Source organism: Pseudoblastomonas marina (genome assembly GCF_014641655.1).
Lineage (GTDB): Bacteria > Pseudomonadota > Alphaproteobacteria > Sphingomonadales > Sphingomonadaceae > Alteriqipengyuania_A > Alteriqipengyuania_A marina.
In genome coordinates this window covers 1,409,328-1,432,334 of the sequence record NZ_BMID01000001.1, presented here as the reverse complement: position 1 = coordinate 1,432,334, position 23,007 = coordinate 1,409,328, and the positions used below count along the sequence as shown (strand labels likewise).

Sequence of the window (23,007 nt, the reverse complement as noted above, 5' to 3'; positions counted from 1 at the left end):
CGATGGGTGACATCCTCTTCCTCGCGCATCGGATCCCGTTTCCGCCGAACCGCGGTGACAAGATTCGCTCGCACCATGTCCTGAAGGCGCTGGCCAAGCTCGCGCCGGTCCATGTCGGTTGCCTCGCCGAGAACGCCGCCGACCGGGCGCAGGAGCAGGAGCTGGCAGCGGTCGCCGAAAGTCATTGCCTCGCCGACCGGAAGGGGGCGCTGCCCCTCGACGGGTTCAGGGCGCTTGCGACCGGACGCCCGGTGAGCGAGGCGACCTTCGGGTCACGCAAGCTCCGGCGCTGGGTCCAACGCACGCTCGCCACGCGGCAGGTCGACGCGATCTACGTATTCTCGGGCCAGATGACCCAATACCTGCCCGATCGCTTCGAAGGGCGGCTGGTGGTCGATTTCGTCGACGTCGATAGTGCCAAGTTCGAAGCCTATGCCCAGGATGGCGGCGCGATGGCACCGATCTGGCGGCGAGAGGCAGAAAAGCTGCGGGCGCTCGAAGCGGAATTCGCCGCCCGCGCCGATCACGCATTGCTCGTGACCGAGGAAGAGGCCGCACTGTTCCGCGAGCGCCTGCCCGAGGGGTGCGACGCCGATATCCGCGTGCTTCGCAACGGGATCGACACGGTGCTGTTCGATCCGGCGCGGGTGAAGGTGAACCCGCTGGTCGGGAAGGAGATTCCGCGGCTGATCTTTACCGGCCAGATGGATTATCCGCCCAACGTCGCCGCCGCGGAACGCCTGGCGAAGCGCATCCATCCGCTACTGCGCGAAGAGGTATCGGTCCACATCGTCGGCCGCGATCCAACACCGGAAGTCCGCGCTCTCAAAAGCGAGCATGTCTGCGTATGGGGTGCGGTTGCCGATATCCGGGATTATCTGTGGGGGGCGGATATTGCCGTCATCCCGCTCGAAGTTGCGCGCGGGGTACAGAACAAGGTGCTCGAGGCGATGGCGATGGGACTGCCCTGTGTCCTAAGCGAGGGTGCAGCTACGGGAATACCCGCGCAAGACGGGCGCGATTTCGCGATCGCCCGCAGCGACGAGGAATTCGCCGCGACGATCGATCGTTTGGCGGTCGACCTGCCGCGCGGCCGGGAGATGGGCAGTAACGCGCGTCGCTGGGTGGTCGAGCACGCGAGCTGGGAATCGGCGCTGGCGGCGCTTCCCGGATTGATGGGCAGGGAGGCACCGGCATGAGCGAGCTCGCCGCCCGCCGCCGCGCCATCTGGGATAGCCTGCCCGCTACATGGCGTGGCCCCGCCGCGCGGCTCGTGGCGAGCTGGCTCGCGCTGATCGTCCTGTTCATGCCCGATTGGGCCGACATGGCCGACCAGTGGTGGAACGCCTCGACCTACAACCACATCCTGTTCGTGCCGCTCATCTCGGCCTGGCTGGTGAGCCTGCGTTGGCCGCAATTGCGTCAGCTGGAACCGCATGCTTGGTGGCCTGGCCTGGTCCTCGTCGGCGGCGCGGCGCTCGTCTGGCTTCTGGGCGCGTTTTCGGGCTTCAACCTCTTCCGCCATTTCGGCGCCGTGGCCTTGCTGCCGGCGAGCGCCGTCGCGCTGCTCGGGCCGCGCGTGACGCTCGGCCTGCTGTTCCCGCTGGCCTACCTCATGTTCCTCGTTCCGTTCGGCGACGAACTGGTGCCCGCGCTGCAGATGATCACCGCCGAAATCTCGATCGGCCTCGTCCATGCGAGCGGCGTGCCCGCGATCATCGACGGGGTATTCATCGAAACCCCGGTCGGGGTGTTCGAGGTCGCCGAGGCGTGCTCGGGGGTCAAGTTCCTCGTCGCGATGGTCGCCTTCGCCACCTTCGTCGCGAACCTGTTCTTCCGGAGCTGGTGGCGCCGCGCGGGCTTCATGGCCTTTGCCGTGGTGGTGCCGATCGTCGCAAACGGGATCCGCGCCTGGGGCACGATCTATATCGCGCAGTCGCAAGGCGTCGAGTTCGCCGCCGGGTTCGATCACATCGTCTATGGCTGGGTGTTCTTCGCGCTGGTGCTGGTGCTGGTGCTCGCGCTGTCGTGGAAGTTCTTCGATCGCGAGGCCGACGACCCGATGATCGATGCCGAGGCGATCGCAGCACGCGATCTCGGACCACTCTCGCGCGGGCAGGCGCGACCTCTGCGCCTGCTGCTGGCGACGGGTGCAATCGTCCTTGCGGTGCAGCTCTGGGCCGGTGCCGCCAATGCGATGGAAGCGTCGGTACCCGAACGGATCGATCTCCCCGCGGTCGAGGGGTGGGAGCAGATCGACTACGCGCCCGCGCTGGCGTGGGAGCCGAAGGCCGCGGGGGCGCAGCATCGCCTGCTCGGCCGCTATCGCGACGGGCAAGGCCGGACGCTCGACGTGTTCGTCGCGCTCTATGCCGCGCAGCGCGAAGGTGCCGAGCCCGGCGCCTTCGGGCAGGGCGCGCTCGATCCTGCGTCCGACTGGGCGTTCAACGGTGCGGGCGCCCCGATCGCCGACGCCAAGAGCGAGATGTTGCTCGGCGCGGGAAGACAGGGCCGCGCTGCCGCGACCTTCTACCGGGTCGGCGACCGGCTGACCGGCAGCCGCGCCGCGCTCAAGCTCGCCGCGATGCGCGATCGCCTGCTGCTCGATCCGCGCCCGGTAACGATGCTGGTGCTGTCGCCCGAGACCCGCGCCCCTGACGAGGCGGCGGCCATTATCGCCGATTTCCGCGAAGCGACCGGTCCGCTCGGGACATGGCTGGACCGCTTGACGGCGGGCGGCTAGGCGAACGCCCATGTGCGGGATCGCGGGGATTTTTCATCATGGCACGCCCAAGCCGGTCGATCCCGCGCGGGTCGAGCGGATGTGCGATGCCCTGGAGCATCGCGGTCCCGATGGCTCGGGGGTGTGGACCGCGCCCGGGGTCGGGCTCGGCCATCGCCGGCTGTCGATCATCGACCTCGAAGGATCGCCGCAGCCGATGCCCTCGGCCGACGGTCGCGCGATGCTCACCTTCAACGGCGAAATCTACAACTACCGGGCGCTGCGGCGCGAATTGCAGCAACAGGGCGCGCGCTTCCGCACCGATGGCGACAGCGAGGTCATCCTCGCCGCCTGGCAGCGCTGGGGCCCCGATTGCCTGCAGCGGTTGCACGGCATGTTCGCCTTCGCGATCTACGACCTCGACCAGCGGCAAATCTTCCTCGCGCGCGACCGGTTGGGGGTGAAACCGCTCTACATCGCCGACCTGCCCGACGGTAGCATCGCCTTCGCATCCGAGATGAAGGCGCTGCTCGCGCATCCCTTGCTCCCGCGCGAAGTCGATCCGCTGGCGGTCGAGGACTATCTCGCCTGGGGCTTCGTGCCCGAGCACCGCTCGATCCTGAAGCACGTCCGCAAGCTGCTGCCGGGACACTTCCTGCTGGCCGGTCACGACGCAGCGCTGCCCGCGCAGCGCAAATGGTGGGACGTCAGTTTCGCGGAGAAGGCGCGCGGGAAGAGCGACGACCTCGAGGCCGAGCTGCTCCACCTGATGCGCGAGGCGGTAGGGAGCCGGATGGTGGCGGACGTGCCGCTAGGCGCGTTCCTCTCGGGCGGGGTGGACAGCTCCTCTGTCGTCGCGCTGATGTCAGAAGCGAGCGCTGCGCCGGCGACGACCTGTTCGATCGGCTTCGATGTCGCCGCGCTCGACGAGAGCGCACATGCCCGCAAGGTCGCCGAACTGTTCGGAACCGATCACCACGCGCGGACGGTCTCGCCAGACGACTGGTCGGCGGTCGATCGCCTCGCGGGGATTTACGACGAGCCGTTCGCCGATGCTTCGGCATTGCCGACGCTCGCGGTCTCGACGCTTGCGCGGGAGCACGTGAAGGTGGCGCTCTCGGGTGACGGCGCGGACGAAGCATTTGCGGGCTATCGACGGCACAAGTTCCACGCGGCCGAGGAACGGGTCCGAGCAATATTGCCGGGGAGCCTGCGCGAGCCGCTCTTCGGCACCCTCGGGAATCTCTATCCCAGGGCCGACTGGCTGCCCCAGAAGCTGCGCGCCAAATCGACCCTGCAGTCGCTCGCCGGCGATGGCGCGGCGGCCTATGCCCGGGCGGTCGGGGTCACGCCGCCGGCGGTGCGCGCCTCGCTCTTTACCGAGGACTTCGACCGCGCGCGCGGCGATTACCGCGCCGAAACCGTAGTCGAGGAGATGATGCGCAATGCGCCCGCTCGAACCGGGCTCGATGCCGCGCAATATGCCGATCTCAAGTTCTTCCTGCCGGGCGACATCCTGACCAAGGTCGATCGCGCGAGCATGGCGGCCGGGCTCGAGGCGCGCGAACCCTTGCTAGACCATCGCCTTGTGGAATTCGGCGCGCGCCTGCCGCAACGGCACCGTTTGCGTCGAGGCGAGGGCAAGTGGCTGGTCAAGAAAACGATGCAGCGCTACCTGCCCGACGACATCCTCTACCGACGCAAGCAGGGCTTCGTGACACCGATCGCGCACTGGCTGCGGGGCCCCCTGGCGCAGGAGGCGCGCAAGATTGCGCGCGGGTCGTGGCTTTCGCGCACCGCTTGGTTTCAGGAGAAACCGCTTTCACGCCTCGTCGAACAACATATTGCGGGTCGCGCCGATAATTCGCGCGTTCTGTGGCAGATGTTGATGCTCGAAAAAGCCCTGTCGCGGATCGATCCGCGCTAATTTTCCGAAAGTAATTGCCTGATTTTGGCACACTTCCAAAGTCTTGGTTAATTTTTCCTTGCCATGACGACTCCGTAAAGAATAGCCTTGGGGCATCTAAGTCGGGATCGCAGCGTGTATCGGCGGTCTTGTCCAGCGGGCCAGGCAGATCGGAGATCGCCATGGATGGAATGGGGAACGACATGCGCGAAACCAAGCCGGTCTTTGCGAACGCCAAGCCGAATGGTGCCGATGCGCTGATCGAACGGGCGAACCGGCGTCTTGCCGTGCCCGAAGCGCTGACGTCGCTCGACGAGCTCGACGTTCTCTACGATGACAAGATCGCTGCGCTGTGGACCTTCATGCGTCCCACCGGGCGGCCCAGCTTCACCCCGCCGATGCTCGGCGATTTCGAGCGCTGGCAGGACCTGATCGGCCGGAATTTCGGGCCGGAGAAGCTGCCACTGCGCTATTTGCTGCTCGGCAGTCGTGCGCCCGGCGTGTTCTGCTTCGGCGGCGACCTCGAGCTTTTCGCCCAGCTGATCCGGCGCGGCGATCGGGACGGCCTGCGCCATTACGGTTATCGCTGCGTGCGCATCCTCGAACGCAATATCCGCGCGCTCGACCTGCCGCTGATCACGATCGGACTAGTCCAGGGGCAGGCGCTCGGCGGCGGGTTCGAGGCGCTGCTCAGCTTCGATTTCATCATCGCCGAACGCAGCGCGACCTTCGGCCTGCCGGAGATTATGTTCGGCCTGTTCCCCGGCATGGGCGCGCACGCCATCCTCACGCGCAAACTGGGCTCGGCGATGGCCGACCGCCTGATCCTCTCGAACGAGACGTGGAACGCCGAGCAGATGTACGATCTCGGCATCGTCGACGTGCTGGTCGAGGACGGGCAGGGCGTCGAGGCGGCCCGCGAGTTCATGGTCAAGTCCGAGCGCCGCCATCCCGGCCTGGTCGCGGCCAAGAAAGCGACGCGCATTTCGGCCCCGACCCCACTGGCGGAGCTCTGCCAGATCGTCGACCTGTGGGCCGATGCCGCGCTCGATCTCTCGCCGAGCGATCTCAAGCTGATGCAGCGGCTCGCCTCGGCCCAGTCGCGGCTGGCCGACAGGTCGCGCGCCGCCTGACCGGCAAGCCCTCAGCGGGCGTCGACCATCACCACTTCGGCGTCGCCGAGCGCCTCGACCGTGATCGTGTCTTCACCCGTCACGGCAACACCATCGCGCGGTTGCGCCTCGACGCCGTTGACCCGGATCCGGCCAGTCGGCGCGACGAGGTATTGATGGCGCGAACCGTCGGTGCGCCATTCGGCCGACTGTCCCGCTTTGAGCGTTGCCGCGACAACCTTGGCATCGGTGCGGATCGGTAGCGCGCCGTCTTCATCGGGCGTGCCGCTGGCGAGGATTTCGAAACCGCCCTCGCGGCCTGCCTTCGGGAATTCGCGCTGGCCCCAGCCGGGCGCTTCGCCGGTGCGGGTCGGCATGATCCAGATCTGGAACAACGTCGTCGCCTCGTCCTCGAGATTGTACTCGGCATGGGTGATGCCGGTGCCGGCGCTCATCACCTGCACGTCTCCCGCGGCGGTGCGGCCCTGGTTGCCGAGCGAATCCTTGTGCGAGATCGCCCCGGTCCGCACGAAAGTGACGATTTCCATGTCGCGATGCGGGTGCGGGGGGAAGCCCGAACGCGCCGCGATCGTATCGTCGTTCCACACGCGAATCGCGCCCCAGCCCATGCGCTCGGGGTCGTGGTAATTGGCGAAGGAGAAGTGATGGCGGGCATCGAGCCAGCCATGGTCGGCGTGGCCCAGACTATCGAACGGACGGATATCGATCATCGGTTTTTCCTGCATCGGCGAGGTGTTTACGCCGGAATTATCGATAATGTAGTGGCCCGGCTTCGGACCGCAAGAGGGTTTCAGTCTTCGCCGTGGCCGAGAGCCATGTAGTCGGCGCTCTGCATCTCCTTCAGGCGGCTCACGGTGCGGTCGAATTCGAACGCGCCGTCGCCGGAGACGTAAAGGGCTTCTGGCTCGGCATCGGCGGTGACGAACAGCTTGACTCGAAGCTCGTAGAGCGCGTCGACCAGCTTGGTGAAGCGGATCGCCTCGTTGCGCATCTCGGGGCCCATTTGCGGGATCCCGACAACGATCACGCTGTGGAATTCGCGCGCGATCGCCAGATAGTCCGACGCGCCGCGATTTTCGCCACACAGCCGCTTGAAGCTGAACACGGCGACACCCTTCAGCGCCTTGGGGACGTGCAGGGTGCGACCGCCACCCAGCTCGAGCTCGCAGGACGGGACATGCGCGGCATCTTCGGGTTTGTAGTCGGTGAGGCGGAAGAAGGCTTCGCGGACCTGCGCGGTCGCCGCATCGCCCAGCGGGGTGTGCCAGGCTGCGATGCTGCCCAGCCGGTCGAGCCGGTAGTCGGTCGGACCGTTCAGCGGCAACACGTCGAGCCGTTCCAGCACGAGGTCGATGAAGGGCAGGAACAGCGAGCGATTGAGGCCGTCCTTGTAGAGATCGCGCGGTGGGCGGTTGCTGGTCGTGACCACCGTTACGCCTTCATCGACCATCAGAGCGGTGAACAGGCGCGCCATGATCGCAGCGTCGGCGGTGTTGTTGACCACCATTTCGTCGAATGCGAGGCAGCGGACATCGGCCGCGATCCGCTTCGCGACGCGCCCCACAGGGCCTTGGGCCTGCTGTTCGCGCTCCTCGCGGATCATCGCGTCGACTTCCAGCATGAAGGCATGGAAGTGGACTCGCCGCTTCTGCTCGATCCCGAGCGTGGCTACGAACAGGTCCATCAGCATAGACTTCCCGCGACCGACCCCGCCCCACATATACACGCCGCGCGGGGCCTGCGGCGCGCGACCGAGCAGCCTGCCGAAGAAGCCGCCTTCGCCGCCCCTTTCGAGTGCGCGCTGGAGCGCTTCGAGCCGTTCGGCGGCGGCACGCTGGTCCGCATCGGGCTGCAATTCGCCGCGCGCGACGAGCGCCTCGTACTCGGCGAGCATTCCGCTCATGCCTGCGATTTCAGCTTGCGGACGATCCCCGAGTAGCTCGCGACGACGTCGTCGTCCTGCAGCGCGGTCCCGCGCACGAACAGCATGCTGCCGGTCTCGCGCACGATCTCGCTGACCGCATCGAGCGGGCGTTGGGGATCGCCGGCCCCGACGAATTGGGTCGAGAGTTCGACCGTCACTGCGAACCCGTCATGCCCGCTTCCGAGGACGTGCATCGTCGCGAACAGCGCAATGTCGATCAGGCCGAGCGTGGTCGCGCCGTGGATGTTGTCGCCCAGGTTCGTGTGGTGGCGCTGTGGGAACATCCGCAACCGGCACTGCTCGTCCTCGCGCCGGACCCACATCGGGCCGAGCACGGCGGTATTGTAGCGGGTAGTGTCCTCGAGGTTCCAGCTATGCCAGCCGGGCTCGCCGGTCTCGCTTTCCGGGAGAGCGCGGTAATCGATGAACGACGGCGGTGAATCGCTCACTTACGCGGTGCGCTCCACCTCGAGCTTCTTGATCTCGGCGATCGCCTTGGCCGGGCTGAGGCCCTTGGGACAGACATTCGCGCAATTCATGATCGTGTGGCAGCGATAGAGCTTGAACGGGTCTTCGAGCTCGGCCAGCCGCTCGCCGGTCATCTCGTCGCGGCTGTCGGCGATCCAGCGATAGGCCTGAAGCAGGATCGCGGGACCGAGGAACTTGTCCGAATTCCACCAGTAGGACGGGCACGCGGTCGAGCAGCAGGCGCACAGGATGCATTCGTAGAGGCCATCGAGCTGTTCACGCTGTTCGGGCGATTGCAGCCGCTCCTTGCCATTGGGCGTTGGGCTGACGGTCTGCAGCCACGGGCGGATCGAGGCGTATTGCGCGTAGAAATACGTGAAATCGGGGACCAGGTCCTTGACCACTTCCATGTGCGGCAGCGGGGTGATGCGAATCTCGCCCTTCAGATCCTCGATCGCGGTGGTGCAGGCGAGGCCGTTCTTGCCGTTCAAGTTCATCGAGCACGACCCGCAAATGCCCTCGCGGCACGAGCGGCGGAAGGTCAGCGTCGGATCGATGTCGTTCTTGATCTTGAACAGCGCGTCGAGGACCATCGGCCCGCAATCGTCGAGATCGATCTCGAACGTGTCGTAACGCGGGTTCTCGCCGCTGTCGGGATCGTAGCGATATATCTTGAACGATTGCACACGCTTTGCGCCCTCGGCCTTGTAGGTCTTGCCGTCCTTGCGGATCTTCGAGTTCTTCGGGAGCGTGAAAGTAGCCATGATCTATCCGGAATCCTTGCGGGTGCGGCCCTATCTAGCGCCTGTGGCCAGCGCGGCAAGGGGGAGGGCGGAGAGATACGCGCAGGGGAGATACGGACCGCTTGGACCACACTCGGGGGGACAATTTATCTCACCGATCAACGCCATCGATTTTCCCGAAGCCAAGCGGATAGAAACCGGGGCCCATGCGTCAGAGATACGACACCGGACGGTTGGAGGACAGCGATAGATGACGGCAATGGTTTTCGGTGGAAATGGCGGGATCGGCGCGGCGCTGGTCGAGGCGCTGGCAGCGCGCGGCGAGGCGGTCCATGCCTTTTCGCGCACCCCAATGCCCGGACTCGAAACCGTGGTCCCGCATGTCGGCGATCCGTTCGACGAGGACTGGCTGGCAGGCGAACTCGCGCGGGTCGGCGAGGCAACGCTGGTCATCGTGGCGAGCGGGGTTCTGACCCTGCCCGGCGGCACCGGTCCCGAAAAGAGCTATCGCGCGCTCGACGCGGCGGCGATGGGCGAGGTGCTGCGGATCAACACCGTGCTGCCCGCGCTGATCGCCAAGCACGCGCTTCCGTTGCTACCGCGCAAGGCGCGCGGCGTGTTCGCGGCGATTTCCGCCAAGGTCGGGTCGATCGCCGACAACGGTCTCGGCGGATGGCATTCCTACCGCGCGAGCAAGGCCGCGCTCAACATGCTGGTCAAGAATTTCGGGATCGAGCTCGCCCGCACGCACAAGCAGGCGGCGGTCGTCGCGCTGCATCCGGGCACGGTCGACACCGCGCTCAGCGAACCGTTCCAGCAGGGCCTGCCCGAGGGCCAGGTGCGGCCTCCGCAAGAGGCGGCGCGCGACCTGCTGGCGGTAATCGACGCGGTGACGCCGCAGGACAGTGGATCGCTGATCGCCTTCGACGGCGAGCGTTTGCCTTACTAGCGGGGAGGGCGCGCCTCGCGACGCGCCCTCCCAGCCGGATCACTCCCCGAAAGTGCGCTGCCACCAGCCGCGGCGCGGCTTGGCGGGCTTGTCTTCCACCGTCGCTGCGGCGCTTTCGGTTTCGCGCGCTTCGGCCACCGGGGCGGCGGGTTTCTTCGCGGTCGGCTCGGCATCGGCCTTCTTGGCCGCAGGCTTCCTGCGCGCGCGCTTGGGCTTTTCCTCGGCCTTGGCGTCCTCGGCCGGGGCATCTTCGGTATCGGCCTTCGTCTTGCGCGGAGCGCGCTTCGCCTTCGGCTTCTCCTCGGGCGCGGGAGCGACCTCGGCGTCGTCGGCCTTCTTGCGACGGGTGCGCTTGGGCTTCTCCTCGGGCTTGGCGTCTTCGGCCGCTTCCTCGCCGCCCTTGTCGGACTTCTTGGCCGCGGGCTTGCGACGCGTGCGCTTCCGCTTGTCTTCCTTGGCCGCGGCTTCTGCGGCGACGGGTTCGTCCTCGGGACCGGCCACGACCGCGATATCGTCGTCGAGCTGCTCGCTCACCTGCTCGAGGTTCTCGGCGTCTTCACCCGTCGGCGTATCCTTCTTGCGACCACGTCCGCGACCGCCCCGACGCCCACGCCGACGGCGCTTCTTCGGACGACCTTCGCCGTCTTCATCGTCGTCGCTCCCGCGTTCGCCGGAATTGTCGTCTTCGACGTCGTCGCCGTCATCCTGTGTCTTGTCTGGCTTGCCGCCGCGCTGCTTGTTGCGGCCGCGACCGCCACGGCTGCGCGACTTCTTCTTCGGACGATCGTCTTCCTCGTCCTCGTCTTCGAAATCGTCTTCGATGATGTCGTCTTCGGGCTCGTCATCTTCGACGATCGGCTCGAATTTCGGTCGTGAGGCTGGCTTGGGGCCCGCGCTTTCGACCCGCATCTTGGCGCCTTCGTCCTCGCCCTCGGGCACGACATGGACGGTGACGCCATAGCGTTCTTCGATTTCGGCCAGGTCGCCGCGCTTGTCGTTGAGCAGGTAGATCGTGGCTTCCTGGCTCGCATAGAGCTTGATCACCGTGCCCTTGCCCTTGGCCGCCTCGTCCTCGATCAGGCGCAGCGCGCTGAGTGCCGAGCTTGAGGCGGTGCGGACGAGGCCGGTGCCGTCGCAATGCGGGCATTCGCGGGTGGTCGCCTCGAGCACGCCGGTGCGCAGGCGCTGGCGGCTCATCTCCATCAGGCCGAAGCCGGAAATGCGGCCGACCTGGATCCGCGCGCGATCGTTCTTGAGCGCGTCCTTCATCGCACGTTCGACCTTCCGGACATTGGAATTGTAATCCATGTCGATGAAGTCGATCACGACCAGCCCGGCCATGTCGCGCAGGCGCAGCTGGCGGGCGATTTCCTTGGCCGCCTCGAGGTTGGTGTGGAGTGCGGTCGCCTCGATCCCGTGCTCCTTGGTCGAACGGCCCGAGTTGATGTCGATCGAGACCAGCGCCTCGGTCGGATTGATGATCAGATAGCCGCCCGACTTGAGCTGGACCTGCGGGTCGTACATCGCGCGCAGCTGGTCTTCGGCGCCGTAGCGCTGGAACAGCGGGACCGGGTCCGAATAGGCTTTCACCCGGCGCGCATGGCTCGGCATCAGCAGCTTCATGAAGGCCTTGGCCGATTTGTAGCCTTCCTCGCCCTCGACCAGCACTTCCTCGATCTCGCGATTGTAGACGTCGCGGATCGCGCGCTTGATCAAATCGCTGTCCGAATGGATCAGCGCGGGCGCGGCCGAGCCCAACGTCTTCTCGCGGATCTCGTCCCACAACCGGGCGAGATAATCGAAGTCGCGCTTGATCTCGGTCTTGGTGCGCGACAGCCCGGCAGTGCGGACGATCAGGCCCATCGTCTTGGGCAGGCTGAGGTCGCCGACGACCTTTTTCAGCCGCTTGCGGTCGCCCGCATTGTTGATCTTGCGCGAAATGCCGCCGCCGCTGCTGCTGTTGGGCATCAGCACGGTGTAACGGCCCGCGAGGCTGAGATAGGTGGTCAGCGCGGCACCCTTGTTGCCGCGTTCTTCCTTCACGACCTGGACGAGCAGGACCTGGCGGCGCTGGATGACGTCCTGGATCTTGTAGCGGCGACGCAGCGCGCGGCGACGTTCGCGGACTTCGTCGACTTCCTTGGCGCGGGCACGGCCCTGGCGGCGACCCTTGCCGGTCTTGCCACCCTTGCCGCGACCGCCCTTGCGACCGCGGGACCTGCGACCGTTCGAGGAATCGTCATCCTCGTCGGAATCGTCGTCCTCGTCTTCATCGTCGTCGTGGTCTTCGACTGCTTCGCCTTCCTCGAGGGTGGCGACCTTGTCCTTTTCGCTGCCGTCGATTTCCTCGAGGCCATCTTCGGCGATTTCCTCGACCAGGCTTTCGCCGGTCTCGTCGTCGGCGTCGTATTCGTCGCCCGGCATTTCGCCGCGCTCTTCCTCTTCGGCGCGCAGGCGGGCTTCTTCTTCGGCCGCCTCCTGTTCCTCGGCGATCAGCGCGGCACGATCCTCGGCCGGGATCTGATAATAATCGGGGTGGATTTCGCTGAAGGCGAGGAAGCCGTGGCGATTGCCGCCGAAATCGACGAACGCGGCCTGAAGGCTCGGTTCGACCCGCGTCACCTTCGCGAGGTAGATATTTCCCTTGATCTGCTTGTGATCGGAGGATTCGAAATCGAACTCCTCGATCCGGTTGCCTTTAAGTACCGCGACCCGCGTTTCTTCCGGGTGGCGCGCATCGATTAGCATACGCGTGGGCATTGAATATTCTCCGTGCACCCGACGGCGGCGCACCTTGCTGGGCAAGGGGCAGGGCGGGCGGGTGCAATGTCATGAGGGCCGGCATCGCATGGCGGGCATGTGCCGCCGCGTGGTGCCGGACGTTCGGATAAAAGCCGCGGAAGGATCCGGCGGCGGTGTGCGTGTCTGCGAGGCGGGACGTGCCGAACGCCGCAAGGGCTGCAAGGCCCTGCGCGCTGTTTCCGGTCATCGTTCCTGAAGTCACCTGCATCAACCTGTTGCGGCGGACGGTACGATCTCCCGTGCGGGAAATGCGCGACCGGTGCCGAGTATTCTGTGTCGGCGGGGATTTCCCCCGGTGTCAGCAGGACTAGCAGCGCGTTGTCCGTGCCACAAGCATTGTTCATAGCGGCGCGCGCGGAATTTGCGCGGCTCCGCCAAGCCGCTAAGGCTGGGCGCACCATGACGCGCCGGGTCCTCCTCGCTCTCATCATCGCGATCCCGCTCGGCCTGCTGGCGGGCGTGGCGGCGCTCGTAATGCGCGGCAGTGCGGGCGTGCGCACGGCCGAGCCCGCGGGCGAATACGTCGTGCGCCTGCAATTGCCAGATGCGGGCGGCGAAATCGGGCTCCCGCCGGTGCAGGGGCCGCAGGATTCCTCGCGCCCGCTGGTGGTGATCGACGCCGGTCACGGGGCAGGCGATCCAGGAGCGGTGGGCAACGACCTGCGCGAGAAGGACGTAACGCTGGCGATCGCGCTCGCGGTCCGCGACCGGTTGCTGGCCGAAGGCGGGATCCGCGTTGCCATGACCCGCGACGACGACAGTTTCCTCGTGCTCGAGGAGCGCGCCAATATCGCGCGGCGACTTGGCGCCGACCTGTTCGTCTCGATCCATGCCGACGCCGCCGAAAACGACGCTGCCACCGGGGCGACCGCCTATCTGTTGTCCGAGGAAGGATCTTCGGCGCAGGCCGAGGCGTTCGCCGAGCGCGAGAACCGCAGCGTGACGGTCAATGGCGTGCAATTGTCCGAGCAGGAGGATTCGATCAACGCGATCCTCGTCGACCTGTCGCAGCGCGAAACCGAGGCCCGTAGTCGCGAACTCGCCGAGCTGATCGTGCGCGAAGCGGGTGACGTGCCGTTGCGCGGGAGGCCGGTCCAGTCGGCCAATTTTACCGTATTGCGCTCGCCCGACCTGCCCTCGCTCCTGTTTGAAGCCGGGTACATCTCCAACGAAGCGGACGCCGCGCGTCTGGCGACGGGAGAGGGACAGCGCGCGATCGCCGATTTGCTCGCGCGCACGATCCGGATCTACTTCGCGCGCCAGGCCGCGCTTTGACCGCTCACGGTTCGGCGACATTCATTTGCGCTGCAGCGCCGCGGCGCTAAAGCGAGATCGCAATGGAAGAGACGCAGCCTTTCCTCGCCTATCTCAGATACCGCGCGACCCGCGACCCGGGCGTGCTGTGGCAGGGCTTTCGCGAACAATGGGCGACGAGCCGCCGGTTTCGCTGGTTGACCCGAATCGGGCTCGGCCTGCTGATCCTCGCGCTCGCCCTGTGGGTCGCGCTCATGCGCAACCTGCCCGATGCGAAGACGCTGGTGACCTATCAGCCGCAGCTGCCCACCATGGTCCGCGGGATCGATGGCGAGGTCGTCCACTCCTACGCTCGCGACCGGCGCGTACAGTTGCAGTTCGGCGATTTTCCCGAGCCGGTGATAAACGCTTTCCTCGCGGCCGAGGACGAGACGTTCTGGAGCCATGGCGGGGTCGACATTACCGGTACGCTCAACGCCGTGCTCGACTACGCGACCAAGGCGGGCTCGGGCCAGCGCGCGGTCGGGGGGTCGACGATCACCCAGCAGGTCGCCAAGAACATCCTCCTCGGCGACGAATATTCGGTGACGCGCAAATTGCGCGAGATGGTGCTCGCGCAGCGGATCGAGGAAGTTCTGACCAAGCAGGAAATCCTCGAACTTTATCTCAACGAGATTCCGCTCGGCCGCCGCAGCTTCGGGGTGCAGGCGGCGAGCCGCGCCTATTTCGGCAAGGACCTCGACGAACTCGAGCTACACGAGGCGGCATTCCTCGCGATTCTTCCCAAGGCGCCCGAACGCTATGGTCGCGCGCGCTATGAAGACCTCGCGCTGCAGCGGCGCGCGACCGTCCTCAACCGGATGGAGCGCAATGGCTGGGCGACGCGCGAAGAAATCGCCGCCGCCAAGGCCCAGCCGCTCGGCCTGGTGCGCGGGAGCACCAACATCCAGCGCGCCGATGCCGGTTACTATCTCGAGGAAGTCCGCCGCATCCTGATCGAGGAATACGGCGAACAGGCCGAGGACGGGCCCAACAGCGTCTATGCCGGCGGGCTGTGGGTTCGCACCGCGCTCGATCGCGAGGTCCAGGACGCCGCCCGCGATGCGCTGCGCCGTGGGCTGTTGCGTTATCACGGCGGGCGGGGCTTCGCCGGGCCGATCGCGACGCTCAATCCCGACAATGGCGATCTCGCCAGCCAGCTCGCTTCGTCGAATCTCGGGATCAATTACCAGGACTGGCGCGTCGGCGTCATCACCGAGGGCGGCAGCGCGCCGCGCATCGCCTTCACCAATGGCGACGAAGGTTCACTGTCGCGCGCGCCCTCCAGCCTCAAGCCGGGCGATGTCGTCGCCGCGACGAAGCAGGGCGAAACCAGTTTCCGCCTCGAATACGTCCCCGCGATCTCGGGCGGCTTGTTGGTCCAGCAGCCGCAGACGGGGCGCATCATCGCGATGCAGGGCGGGTTCGACGCGCGGCTCGGCTCGTTCAACCGCGCGACCCAGGCCGAACGCCAGCCGGGTTCCACGATCAAGCCGTTCGTCTACGCCACCGCGCTCGATCGCGGGATGACGCCCGCCAGCATGGTCGACGACAAGGCCTTCTGCGTCTGGCAGGGCGCGCAGCTGGGCGAGAAATGCTTCCGCAACTTCAGCCGTTCGGGTGGCGGCACGCACACGATGCGCTGGGGGCTCGAACAGTCGCGCAACCTGATGACCATCCACATCGCCGACGCGGTCGGCATGGAAAACGTCACCGGCACGTTCAAGCGAATGGGGATCGGCGATTACGACCCCTATTATTCCTTCGCGCTCGGCGCGGGCGAGACCACCGTGGCCCGCATGGTCAACGCCTATTCGGCGCTCGCCAATAACGGCGTCCAGTACGAAGCGAGCCCGATCGACTACGTTCAGGATCGTACCGGCAAGGTCATCTGGCGCGCGGACAAGCGCCGCTGTGACGGTTGCAACATGGCCGAATGGGACGGCAAGCCGATGCCGCGCTTCGCCCCGCGCGGGAAGCAGGTGATGGACCCGGGCACCGCGTTCCAGACCACCCACATGCTGCGCGGCGTGGTCCAGCGCGGCACCGCGCTGACGCTCGCGAGCCTCGATATCCCGCTGTTCGGCAAGACCGGGACCACCAACGGGCCGACCGACGTGTGGTTCGTAGGCGGATCGCAGCAACTCGTGGCCGGGGTCTATATCGGTTACGACAATCCGCGCGATCTGGGCGGATACGTCCAGGGCGGGACCTATGCCGCGCCGATCGTGCGGCAGCTGATCGAGGAAACCAAGGATCGCTGGGGCACCGAGCCGTTCGTCGCGCCGTCCGACATCCGCATGATCCGGATCGATCGCCTGTCGGGCAAGCGCGTCTTTGCCGGCACGCCGGGCGAGGACCGCCGCGCGCAGGTGATCTGGGAAGCCTTCAAGGCCGATACCGAGCCGCCGCGCCGCGCCGATGCCGACCTGTTCGACAGCCGCCGCCAGGCGATCATCGCCGCGGTCCGCGCGATCCGCAATCCCAGCCCGCGCCGCACTGCGCCTGCCGAGGAGCAGGTGATCGAGGAAGATTTCGCCGAGGAGCAGGGCGGGATTTATTGATAGGTGGGCACGAGACTTCAGCGCGCCCGCAACCTCAACTCACACCCGCAGATCCGCGATGGTATCGCACTGGTCTTCGTCCTCGGTGCTGAAACCGCGACGCAACCATTGCATGCGCTGGGCGCTGGTCCCGTGGGTGAAGGCTTCGGGGTTCACCCCGCGGCCCGACCGCTCCATGATCGCATCGTCGCCGATCGAGGCGGCGGCGTTCATGCCTTCCTCAAGGTCGCCTTCCTCGATCGCGCCGCGGTTCTTCGCTGCCCACACGCCGGCATAGCAATCGGCCTGCAATTCCATCCGCACCTGCAAATCGTTCGCCCGCCGCGGATCCTGCTGCTGGGCGCTGCGAATCTGGCTCGCGAGGCCGGTGAGGTTCTGGATGTGGTGGCCGTATTCGTGCGCCATCACGTAGAGCCGCGCGAAATCGCCCTGTTCGCCCGACATCTGCGCGAGCTGGTCGTAGAAACTGGTGTCGATGTAGATGCCGAGGTCCGCCGGGCAGTAGAACGGACCAACCGCGCTGCTCGCCGCGCCGCAGCCGGAACGTACGCCGCCCGAATAGAAGGTCAGCGAGGGTTGCCGGAATTCGATACCGGCCTCGCGGAACTCGGGAGCCCAGGTCTCATTGAGCGATTGCAGCGCGCTGCACGCCTCGCGCGAATAGGTATTCTGGCTGCACAATTCCTCTTCGCTTACATCCGATTGGCTGCTCCCGGTGGATTCCTGCACCGAGCCGATCGTCGAGAGCGTCGTCATCGGGTCGAGCCCGAAGAAGACCGCGCCCAGAATCGCGATCACGATCGCGCCGCAGCCGAGCTTGCCGCCCGCGCCGCCGCCGCCTCCGCGCACGTCGATCTTGCTGGTGTCGAACGGGTTGAGCCGCATGATTTTCTCCCCTGCATCCGGCCCTTGTTGTGGACAGCGCGCGCGCCAAGCGCGATGGACCGTTTCGACTCACAACAGCCAAGGGACGATAATGTTTCTCGAAGGACGACGCGCACTCATCACCGGATCGACATCCGGCATCGGCCTCGCCGTGGCCCGCGCCCTGCGGGCCGAGGGGGCGCAGATCGTGCTCAATGGCTTTGGCGATGAAGGCGAGATCGCAAGACTCGTCGACGAGCTCGATGCCGTCCATTCGGGCGCCGACCTGACCGATCCCGACGCGATCGCGGCGATGATGGAGGAGCACGGCCCGGTCGATATCCTCGTCAACAATGCCGGAATGCAGCACGTCTCTCCGGTCGAGGAATTCCCGGTCGAGAAATGGGACAAGGTGATCGCGCTCAACCTGACCGCCTGTTTCCACACCATCCGGCTCGCCGTACCGCACATGAAGCAGCAGGGGTGGGGACGCATCATCAACACCGCGAGCGCGCATTCGAAGACCGCATCGCCGTTCAAGACCGCCTACAACGCCGCCAAGCACGGGCTCGACGGGCTGACCAAGACGGTCGCGCTCGAGCTCGCGCAGAGCGGCGTGACCGCCAATTGCATTTCGCCCGGCTATGTCTGGACGCCGCTCGTCGAAAACCAGATCCCCGACACGATGAAGGCCCGTAACCTCTCGCGCGACGAAGTGATCAACGACGTGCTGCTCGCCAAGCAGCCGACCAAGCGTTTCGTGCAGCCGGAGGAAGTGGGGGCGCTCGCCGCGTTCCTGTGCCGCGAGGAAGCGGGCAACGTCACCGGCGCGAACTGGAGTATCGATGGCGGCTGGACCGCCCAGTGAAGGGACTGACCACGATGAAGAAGCTTGCAATCCTTGCCCTGCCGCTGCTGGCGCTCGCGCAACCCGCCGTCGCGTTCCAGGCCGAACCCGCGCAGGAAACCACCATGCCGATCGACGCCGGCGCGGTGGACGTCCCCTCGCAGGCCGACACCGAGACGATCCTGCTCGATCACATCCGCATCCTCGCCAGCGACGACTACCTGGGCCGCAAGCCCGGCACCGAAGGCGGTCGTATGACAGTCGCCTACCAGGTCGAGAAGCTCAAGGAATACGGCTTCGAGCCGGGCTGGAACGGCAGCTTCGAACAGGAAGTACCGTTCACCGCGGCGATGGCGCCCAAGCTCACCGTGACCGCGGCGGGGACCGAGATCACGAGCAACGACCTGCTCGCGCTTCAGGGCAATACCGATTTCGCGGATGTCGAACTGGTGACCGTCGCCAGCGCCGACGATGTCGACGAAGGCGTCGACGGCAAGCTGCTCGTCTTCAACGATTTCTCGCTGGCGCGTTCGCTGGCGCAGACCGCCGTGGCCGAAGGCGCGCGCGGTGCGATCATTCTCGCGCCCGCGGCGATGGTCGAGCAGTTTCGTCCCGGCGCGACGCGCGAGCGTGTCAGCCTTAAGCAGGCCGGTGACGATGCCGGCGGTCCCAACTTCATCGTCGTCGGTCCGGAAGCCGCCGAGAAGCTGAAGACGGCGCTGGGCGGCGAGCTCAGCGGCAAGGTATCGGGTACCTACACCGCCACCGGTCGTGACTTCACCTCCTCCAACGTGATCGGCAAGCTGCCGGGCTCGCGGCCCGAGGCTGGCGCGATCGTGATGCTGGCGCATTGGGACCACACCGGCGAATGCGGCGCGCCCGACGACGAGGACCGGATCTGCAACGGCGCGGCGGACAATGCCTCGGGCATCGCCGCGATGCTCGAGACCGCGCGCCGGCTCGCGCAGGGCCCGCAGCTCGAACGCGACGTCTATATCCTCGGCACCACCGCCGAGGAGATGGGCCTGCTGGGCGCGCGCTATTTCGCTGAGAACCCGCCGGTCCCGCTCGCGCAGATCCATGCCGCGCTCAATATCGACATGATTTCGATCGCGCCCGAGGGCAAGCCGCTCACGGTGATCGGCTGGAAGCGGACCCCGCTCGACGCTTCGATCGAGGGTGTCGCAGCATCGCTCGGCCGCACGGTCGAAGTCGGCGAGGAATCGGACCTCTACGTCCGCCGCCAGGATGGCTGGGCACTCATGAACCGGGGCGTGCCCTCGGTGCTGGTCAGCAGTTCGTTCGGCGACAAGGACATCCTCGATGCCTTCATGTCGACCCGCTATCACCGCGCCAACGACGAAATCTGGGAAGGTTTCGAACTCGGCGGCGCGGCGGAGGACGTGCCGGTCTATGTCGCGCTGATGCGCCACTGGGCCACCGAAGCGCTCTATTCGAAGCCCGAGGGTTGGGCGTTCGAGGACGGCGCGGGCGAATAATCTCTCGAAGTTTTCCGGCTTCGCCCCTAGCGGCAGGTTCCCGGTGCGGTTACATGGGCCGCCACGAATCTGCCGCTAGAGGAATTACGCGTGGCCATTGAAATACCGCTCGGACTGACTTTCGACGACGTGCTGCTGCGCCCGGCGGAAAGCTCGGTGTTGCCGAGCCAGGCCGATACGCGCACCCGCCTGACCCGAGAAATCTCGCTCAACATCCCGGTCGTATCCTCCGCGATGGACACCGTGACCGAGGCCGACATGGCGATCGTCATGGCGCAATTGGGCGGTATCGGCGTGCTCCACCGCAACCTCACCAACGAGGAACAGGCCGCCGCGGTGCGCGCGGTCAAGCGCTATGAAAGCGGCATGGTGGTGAACCCGATCACGATCCTGCCCGACGCCCCGCTGGGCGAGGCACAGGCGCTGATGACGCAGCACAAGATCAGCGGTATCCCGGTGGTCGACAAGCGCGGCAAGCTCGTCGGCATCCTGACCAATCGCGACGTCCGCTTTGCCGACAATCCGCGCCAGCCGGTCCGCGAACTGATGACCAGCGAGAACCTCGCCACGGTCAAGGTCGGGGTCAGCCAGGAAGAGGCGCGCCGCCAGCTCCACCAGCGCAGGATCGAGAAGCTGCTCGTGGTCGACGAGGCCGAGCACTGCGTCGGGCTGATCACGGTCAAGGACATTGAGAAGGCGGTCACCTATCCCGACGCAACGAAGGATTCGAACGGCCGCCTGCGGGTCGCCGCCGCGACCACCGTCGGCGACAAGGGCTTCGAGCGCAGCGAAATGCTGATCGACGCCGAAGTCGACGTGATCGTGATCGACACCGCGCACGGCCACAACAAGGAGGTCTCGCGCGCGGTCGAGCGGGTCAAGAAGCTCTCCAATTCGGTCCAGATCATCGCCGGCAACGTCGCCACCGCCGAGGCTACCAAGGCGTTGATCGATGCCGGGGCGGACGCGGTCAAGGTTGGCATCGGCCCGGGCTCGATCTGCACCACCCGCGTGGTCGCGGGTGTCGGCGTGCCGCAGCTGACCGCGGTGATGGACAGCGCCGAAGCGGCGGCCGAGGCCAATGTGCCGGTGATCGCCGATGGCGGCCTCAGGACCAGCGGCGACGCGGCCAAGGCGCTGGCGGCGGGCGCATCGACCGTGATGGTCGGCTCGCTTCTCGCCGGGACCGCCGAGGCACCGGGCGAGACGTTCCTCTACCAGGGGCGTCGCTACAAGGCCTATCGCGGCATGGGCAGCGTCGGTGCGATGGCGCGCGGCAGCGCCGACCGCTATTTCCAGCAGGACGTCTCCGACGCGCTCAAGCTCGTCCCCGAGGGGATCGAGGGCCAGGTCCCCTACAAGGGCCCGGCGGGCGAAGTCGTCCACCAGCTGGTCGGCGGGGTGAAGGCGGCGATGGGCTATACCGGCTGCGGCACGATCCCCGAACTGCACGACAAGGCGCAGTTCGTCCGCATCACCAATGCCGGACTCGCCGAAAGCCACGTCCACGACGTCGCGATCACCCGCGAAGCCCCCAATTACCCGACGCGCTGAGCCATGAGGCCCGCCGCCCGGGTCCAGTCGGCGATCGAAATCCTCGACAATGTGATCGAGGCGGCTGCCACTGGCGGCCCGCCCGCCGATCGCATCCTGGCCGAGTGGTTTCGGGGCCACCGTTTCGCCGGATCGAAGGACCGCCGCGCGATCCGAGATCTCGTCTACGACGCGATCCGCGCCTGCGGACCGGTGCCCGAAAGCGGACGCGCGGCGATGCTGCGACTGGTCGAAAGCGGTTTGCTCCCGGAGGACCTGTTCGACGGTTCGGATTACGGCCCCGCGCCGATCGCCAAGGGCGAGGGCGCGGCGAAATGCGGGGTCGCGCCCGACTGGCTGGTCGCGCGGCTCGCAGCATCCGAAATCGCCGGACCCGAAGCCGATGCCCTGCTCGAACGCGCTCCGCTCGACCTGCGCGTCAATGCTCTCAAGGCCTCGCGCGCATCGATCCAGCTTCCCTTCGAAGCGGTCGAAACCGACGCGCCCCAGGGCCTGCGGCTCCCTCCGGGTTCGCCGATCGAGCAGGATGCGGCCTGGCGCGACGGGTTGGTCGAGGTCCAGGATACCGGCTCGCAGCTTGCCTGTATCGCCGCCGGCGTCGAGCAGGGCGAGACGGTGCTCGACCTGTGCGCCGGGGCTGGCGGCAAGAGCCTGCACCTTGCCGCGATCATGAAGAATGCCGGCCGCATCGTCGCCAGCGATATCGATCGCACGCGCCTGTCACGGCTCGCGCCTCGCGCCGAGCGGGCGGGGGCGACCATGATCGAGACCCGGCTGCTCGATCCGAAGAAGGAGCTCGAAGCGCTGTCCGACATCGCCGGCCAGGTCGACCACGTCTTCGTCGACGCGCCGTGCAGCGGCACCGGCACCTGGCGGCGCAAGCCCGAGGCGCGCTGGCGCCTGACCCCCGAACGGCTCGCCGCCTTTTCCGCCACGCAGGACATGCTGCTCGACCTCGCGGCAAGGCTGGTGCGCCCGGGCGGGAAGCTGCATTTCGTGACATGCTCGCTGCTCGACGAGGAGGGCGCCGATCGTGCTGCGGCCTTCCTTGCGCGCCATCAGGACTGGAGCGCCCAGCCGATCGACCTGCCTTCCGGGCGCGCGCGCGGCGTCGGGCGGCGGCTGACGCCCTATCACGATGGAACCGACGGCTTTTTCATCGCAGGTTTTGTTTCGCCGTGATAGCAAGCGGGCAAATGGACGAGCCGTCTCGCCTCACGCACACCCTTTGGGAGCAGATCATGCGCTTTACCCCCGCCGCCCTCGCGCTTTCGACCGCCTTCGCGCTGACCGCCAGCTCGCTGATCGCCGCGCAACGTGCCGAGCCCGATCCGCGCGCGCAGGCCTTCGTCGAGGATGGCCGCGCGGCGCTGGCCGCAGGCGAGATCGTACCGGCGGTCGATGCGTTCGAGGCGGCGCTGGCGATCCAGCCGGGCAATCTCGAAGCCTATCTCTCGCTAGCCGAGGCGATGCGCGCCAAGGGCCTGCCGGGCAAGGCGATCCGATATTACCGCGTGGTGCTCGACGCCGAGCCGCGCAATGTCACCGCGCTGGCGGGCGAAGGCATGGCGCTGGCCGAGAAGGGGGCCTTCGACCGCGCCCGCGACAGCCTTGCCCGCGCCGAGGCGATCTGCGGCAATTGCGCCGCGGCGGTGCAGCTGTCGGCGCTGATCGTCGAACGCGAGAGCGCGCCGCAGATGGCTTCGGTCCCGGTCGACGAGCGCACCAGCGAGAATTGA

Annotated in this window: 18 protein-coding genes; 12 read left to right on the top strand and 6 right to left on the bottom strand. The window is 66.7% G+C overall.

What is annotated here, in order from left to right; genetic code table 11:
- The first annotated feature begins 2 nt into the window (after window positions 1-2).
- The 4 genes from IEW49_RS06905 (at window position 3) to IEW49_RS06890 (ending at window position 5,761) form a co-directional block, all read left to right on the top strand.
- The gene (locus IEW49_RS06905; protein WP_188641988.1) at window positions 3-1,199 is read left to right on the top strand and encodes a TIGR03087 family PEP-CTERM/XrtA system glycosyltransferase; all 1,197 of its coding nucleotides are present in this window, start codon (window positions 3-5) and stop codon (window positions 1,197-1,199) included.
- Window positions 1,196-2,743 carry an exosortase A gene (xrtA, locus tag IEW49_RS06900; protein WP_188641987.1) on the top strand — a complete coding sequence of 516 codons (1,548 nt, stop codon included), beginning with the start codon at window positions 1,196-1,198 and terminating at the stop codon, window positions 2,741-2,743. The genes IEW49_RS06905 and xrtA overlap by 4 nt, the downstream gene beginning before the upstream one ends.
- Before the next feature lie 10 nt (window positions 2,744-2,753).
- Window positions 2,754-4,649, top strand: a complete 1,896-nt coding sequence (locus tag IEW49_RS06895; RefSeq protein WP_188641986.1) for an XrtA/PEP-CTERM system amidotransferase — start codon at window positions 2,754-2,756, stop codon at window positions 4,647-4,649.
- A 182-nt stretch (window positions 4,650-4,831) separates the two neighbouring features.
- Window positions 4,832-5,761: a crotonase/enoyl-CoA hydratase family protein gene (locus IEW49_RS06890; protein WP_188641985.1), complete on the top strand. Its 930-nt coding sequence runs from the start codon at window positions 4,832-4,834 to the stop codon at window positions 5,759-5,761.
- A gap of 11 nt (window positions 5,762-5,772) precedes the next feature.
- Here the strand turns inward: IEW49_RS06890 and IEW49_RS06885 are convergent, their stop codons facing one another.
- The 4 genes from IEW49_RS06885 to IEW49_RS06870 form a co-directional block, all read right to left on the bottom strand.
- Complete coding sequence (locus tag IEW49_RS06885) at window positions 5,773-6,471, bottom strand: pirin family protein (RefSeq protein WP_188641984.1); 699 nt, start codon at window positions 6,469-6,471, stop codon at window positions 5,773-5,775.
- 80 nt (window positions 6,472-6,551) lie between these two features.
- Window positions 6,552-7,664, bottom strand: coding sequence for a cell division protein ZapE (zapE, locus tag IEW49_RS06880; protein WP_188641983.1), 1,113 nt, complete (start codon window positions 7,662-7,664; stop codon window positions 6,552-6,554).
- A complete protein-coding gene (locus tag IEW49_RS06875; protein ID WP_229658114.1) occupies window positions 7,661-8,134 on the bottom strand; it encodes a PaaI family thioesterase in 474 nt (157 codons plus the stop codon). Before IEW49_RS06875 ends, zapE begins: the two co-directional genes overlap by 4 nt.
- Complete coding sequence (locus tag IEW49_RS06870; protein WP_188641982.1) at window positions 8,135-8,917, bottom strand: succinate dehydrogenase iron-sulfur subunit; 783 nt, start codon at window positions 8,915-8,917, stop codon at window positions 8,135-8,137.
- 229 nt (window positions 8,918-9,146) lie between these two features.
- Between IEW49_RS06870 and IEW49_RS06865 the strand changes: the two genes are divergently transcribed.
- The gene (locus IEW49_RS06865; RefSeq protein WP_188641981.1) at window positions 9,147-9,845 is read left to right on the top strand and encodes an SDR family NAD(P)-dependent oxidoreductase; all 699 of its coding nucleotides are present in this window, start codon (window positions 9,147-9,149) and stop codon (window positions 9,843-9,845) included.
- Between the two features lie 39 nt (window positions 9,846-9,884).
- Here the strand turns inward: IEW49_RS06865 and IEW49_RS06860 are convergent, their stop codons facing one another.
- Window positions 9,885-12,605, bottom strand: a complete 2,721-nt coding sequence (locus IEW49_RS06860) for an Rne/Rng family ribonuclease (protein WP_188641980.1) — start codon at window positions 12,603-12,605, stop codon at window positions 9,885-9,887.
- A 441-nt stretch (window positions 12,606-13,046) separates the two neighbouring features.
- Between IEW49_RS06860 and IEW49_RS06855 the strand changes: the two genes are divergently transcribed.
- Both IEW49_RS06855 and IEW49_RS06850 read left to right on the top strand, forming a co-directional pair.
- Window positions 13,047-13,922, top strand: a complete 876-nt coding sequence (locus IEW49_RS06855) for an N-acetylmuramoyl-L-alanine amidase family protein (protein ID WP_188641979.1) — start codon at window positions 13,047-13,049, stop codon at window positions 13,920-13,922.
- Window positions 13,923-13,984: 62 nt separating this feature from the next.
- Window positions 13,985-16,504: a penicillin-binding protein 1A gene (locus tag IEW49_RS06850; protein WP_188641978.1), complete on the top strand. Its 2,520-nt coding sequence runs from the start codon at window positions 13,985-13,987 to the stop codon at window positions 16,502-16,504.
- Between the two features lie 39 nt (window positions 16,505-16,543).
- Here the strand turns inward: IEW49_RS06850 and ypfJ are convergent, their stop codons facing one another.
- Window positions 16,544-17,389, bottom strand: coding sequence for a KPN_02809 family neutral zinc metallopeptidase (gene ypfJ, locus IEW49_RS06845; RefSeq protein ID WP_188641977.1), 846 nt, complete (start codon window positions 17,387-17,389; stop codon window positions 16,544-16,546).
- A 91-nt stretch (window positions 17,390-17,480) separates the two neighbouring features.
- Between ypfJ and IEW49_RS06840 the strand changes: the two genes are divergently transcribed.
- The 5 genes from IEW49_RS06840 to IEW49_RS06820 all read left to right on the top strand — a co-directional run bounded on the left by IEW49_RS06840 (window position 17,481) and on the right by IEW49_RS06820 (window position 23,007).
- Window positions 17,481-18,236: a 3-hydroxybutyrate dehydrogenase gene (locus tag IEW49_RS06840; RefSeq protein WP_188641976.1), complete on the top strand. Its 756-nt coding sequence runs from the start codon at window positions 17,481-17,483 to the stop codon at window positions 18,234-18,236.
- A 14-nt stretch (window positions 18,237-18,250) separates the two neighbouring features.
- Window positions 18,251-19,714 (top strand): M20/M25/M40 family metallo-hydrolase, encoded by a 1,464-nt coding sequence (locus IEW49_RS06835; protein WP_188641975.1) that lies wholly within the window; start codon window positions 18,251-18,253, stop codon window positions 19,712-19,714.
- Between the two features lie 96 nt (window positions 19,715-19,810).
- Complete coding sequence (gene guaB / locus IEW49_RS06830) at window positions 19,811-21,268, top strand: IMP dehydrogenase (RefSeq protein WP_188643125.1); 1,458 nt, start codon at window positions 19,811-19,813, stop codon at window positions 21,266-21,268.
- Window positions 21,269-21,271: 3 nt separating this feature from the next.
- The gene (locus IEW49_RS06825) at window positions 21,272-22,450 is read left to right on the top strand and encodes an RsmB/NOP family class I SAM-dependent RNA methyltransferase (RefSeq protein WP_188641974.1); all 1,179 of its coding nucleotides are present in this window, start codon (window positions 21,272-21,274) and stop codon (window positions 22,448-22,450) included.
- 59 nt (window positions 22,451-22,509) lie between these two features.
- Window positions 22,510-23,007, top strand: a complete 498-nt coding sequence (locus tag IEW49_RS06820) for a tetratricopeptide repeat protein (RefSeq protein WP_188641973.1) — start codon at window positions 22,510-22,512, stop codon at window positions 23,005-23,007.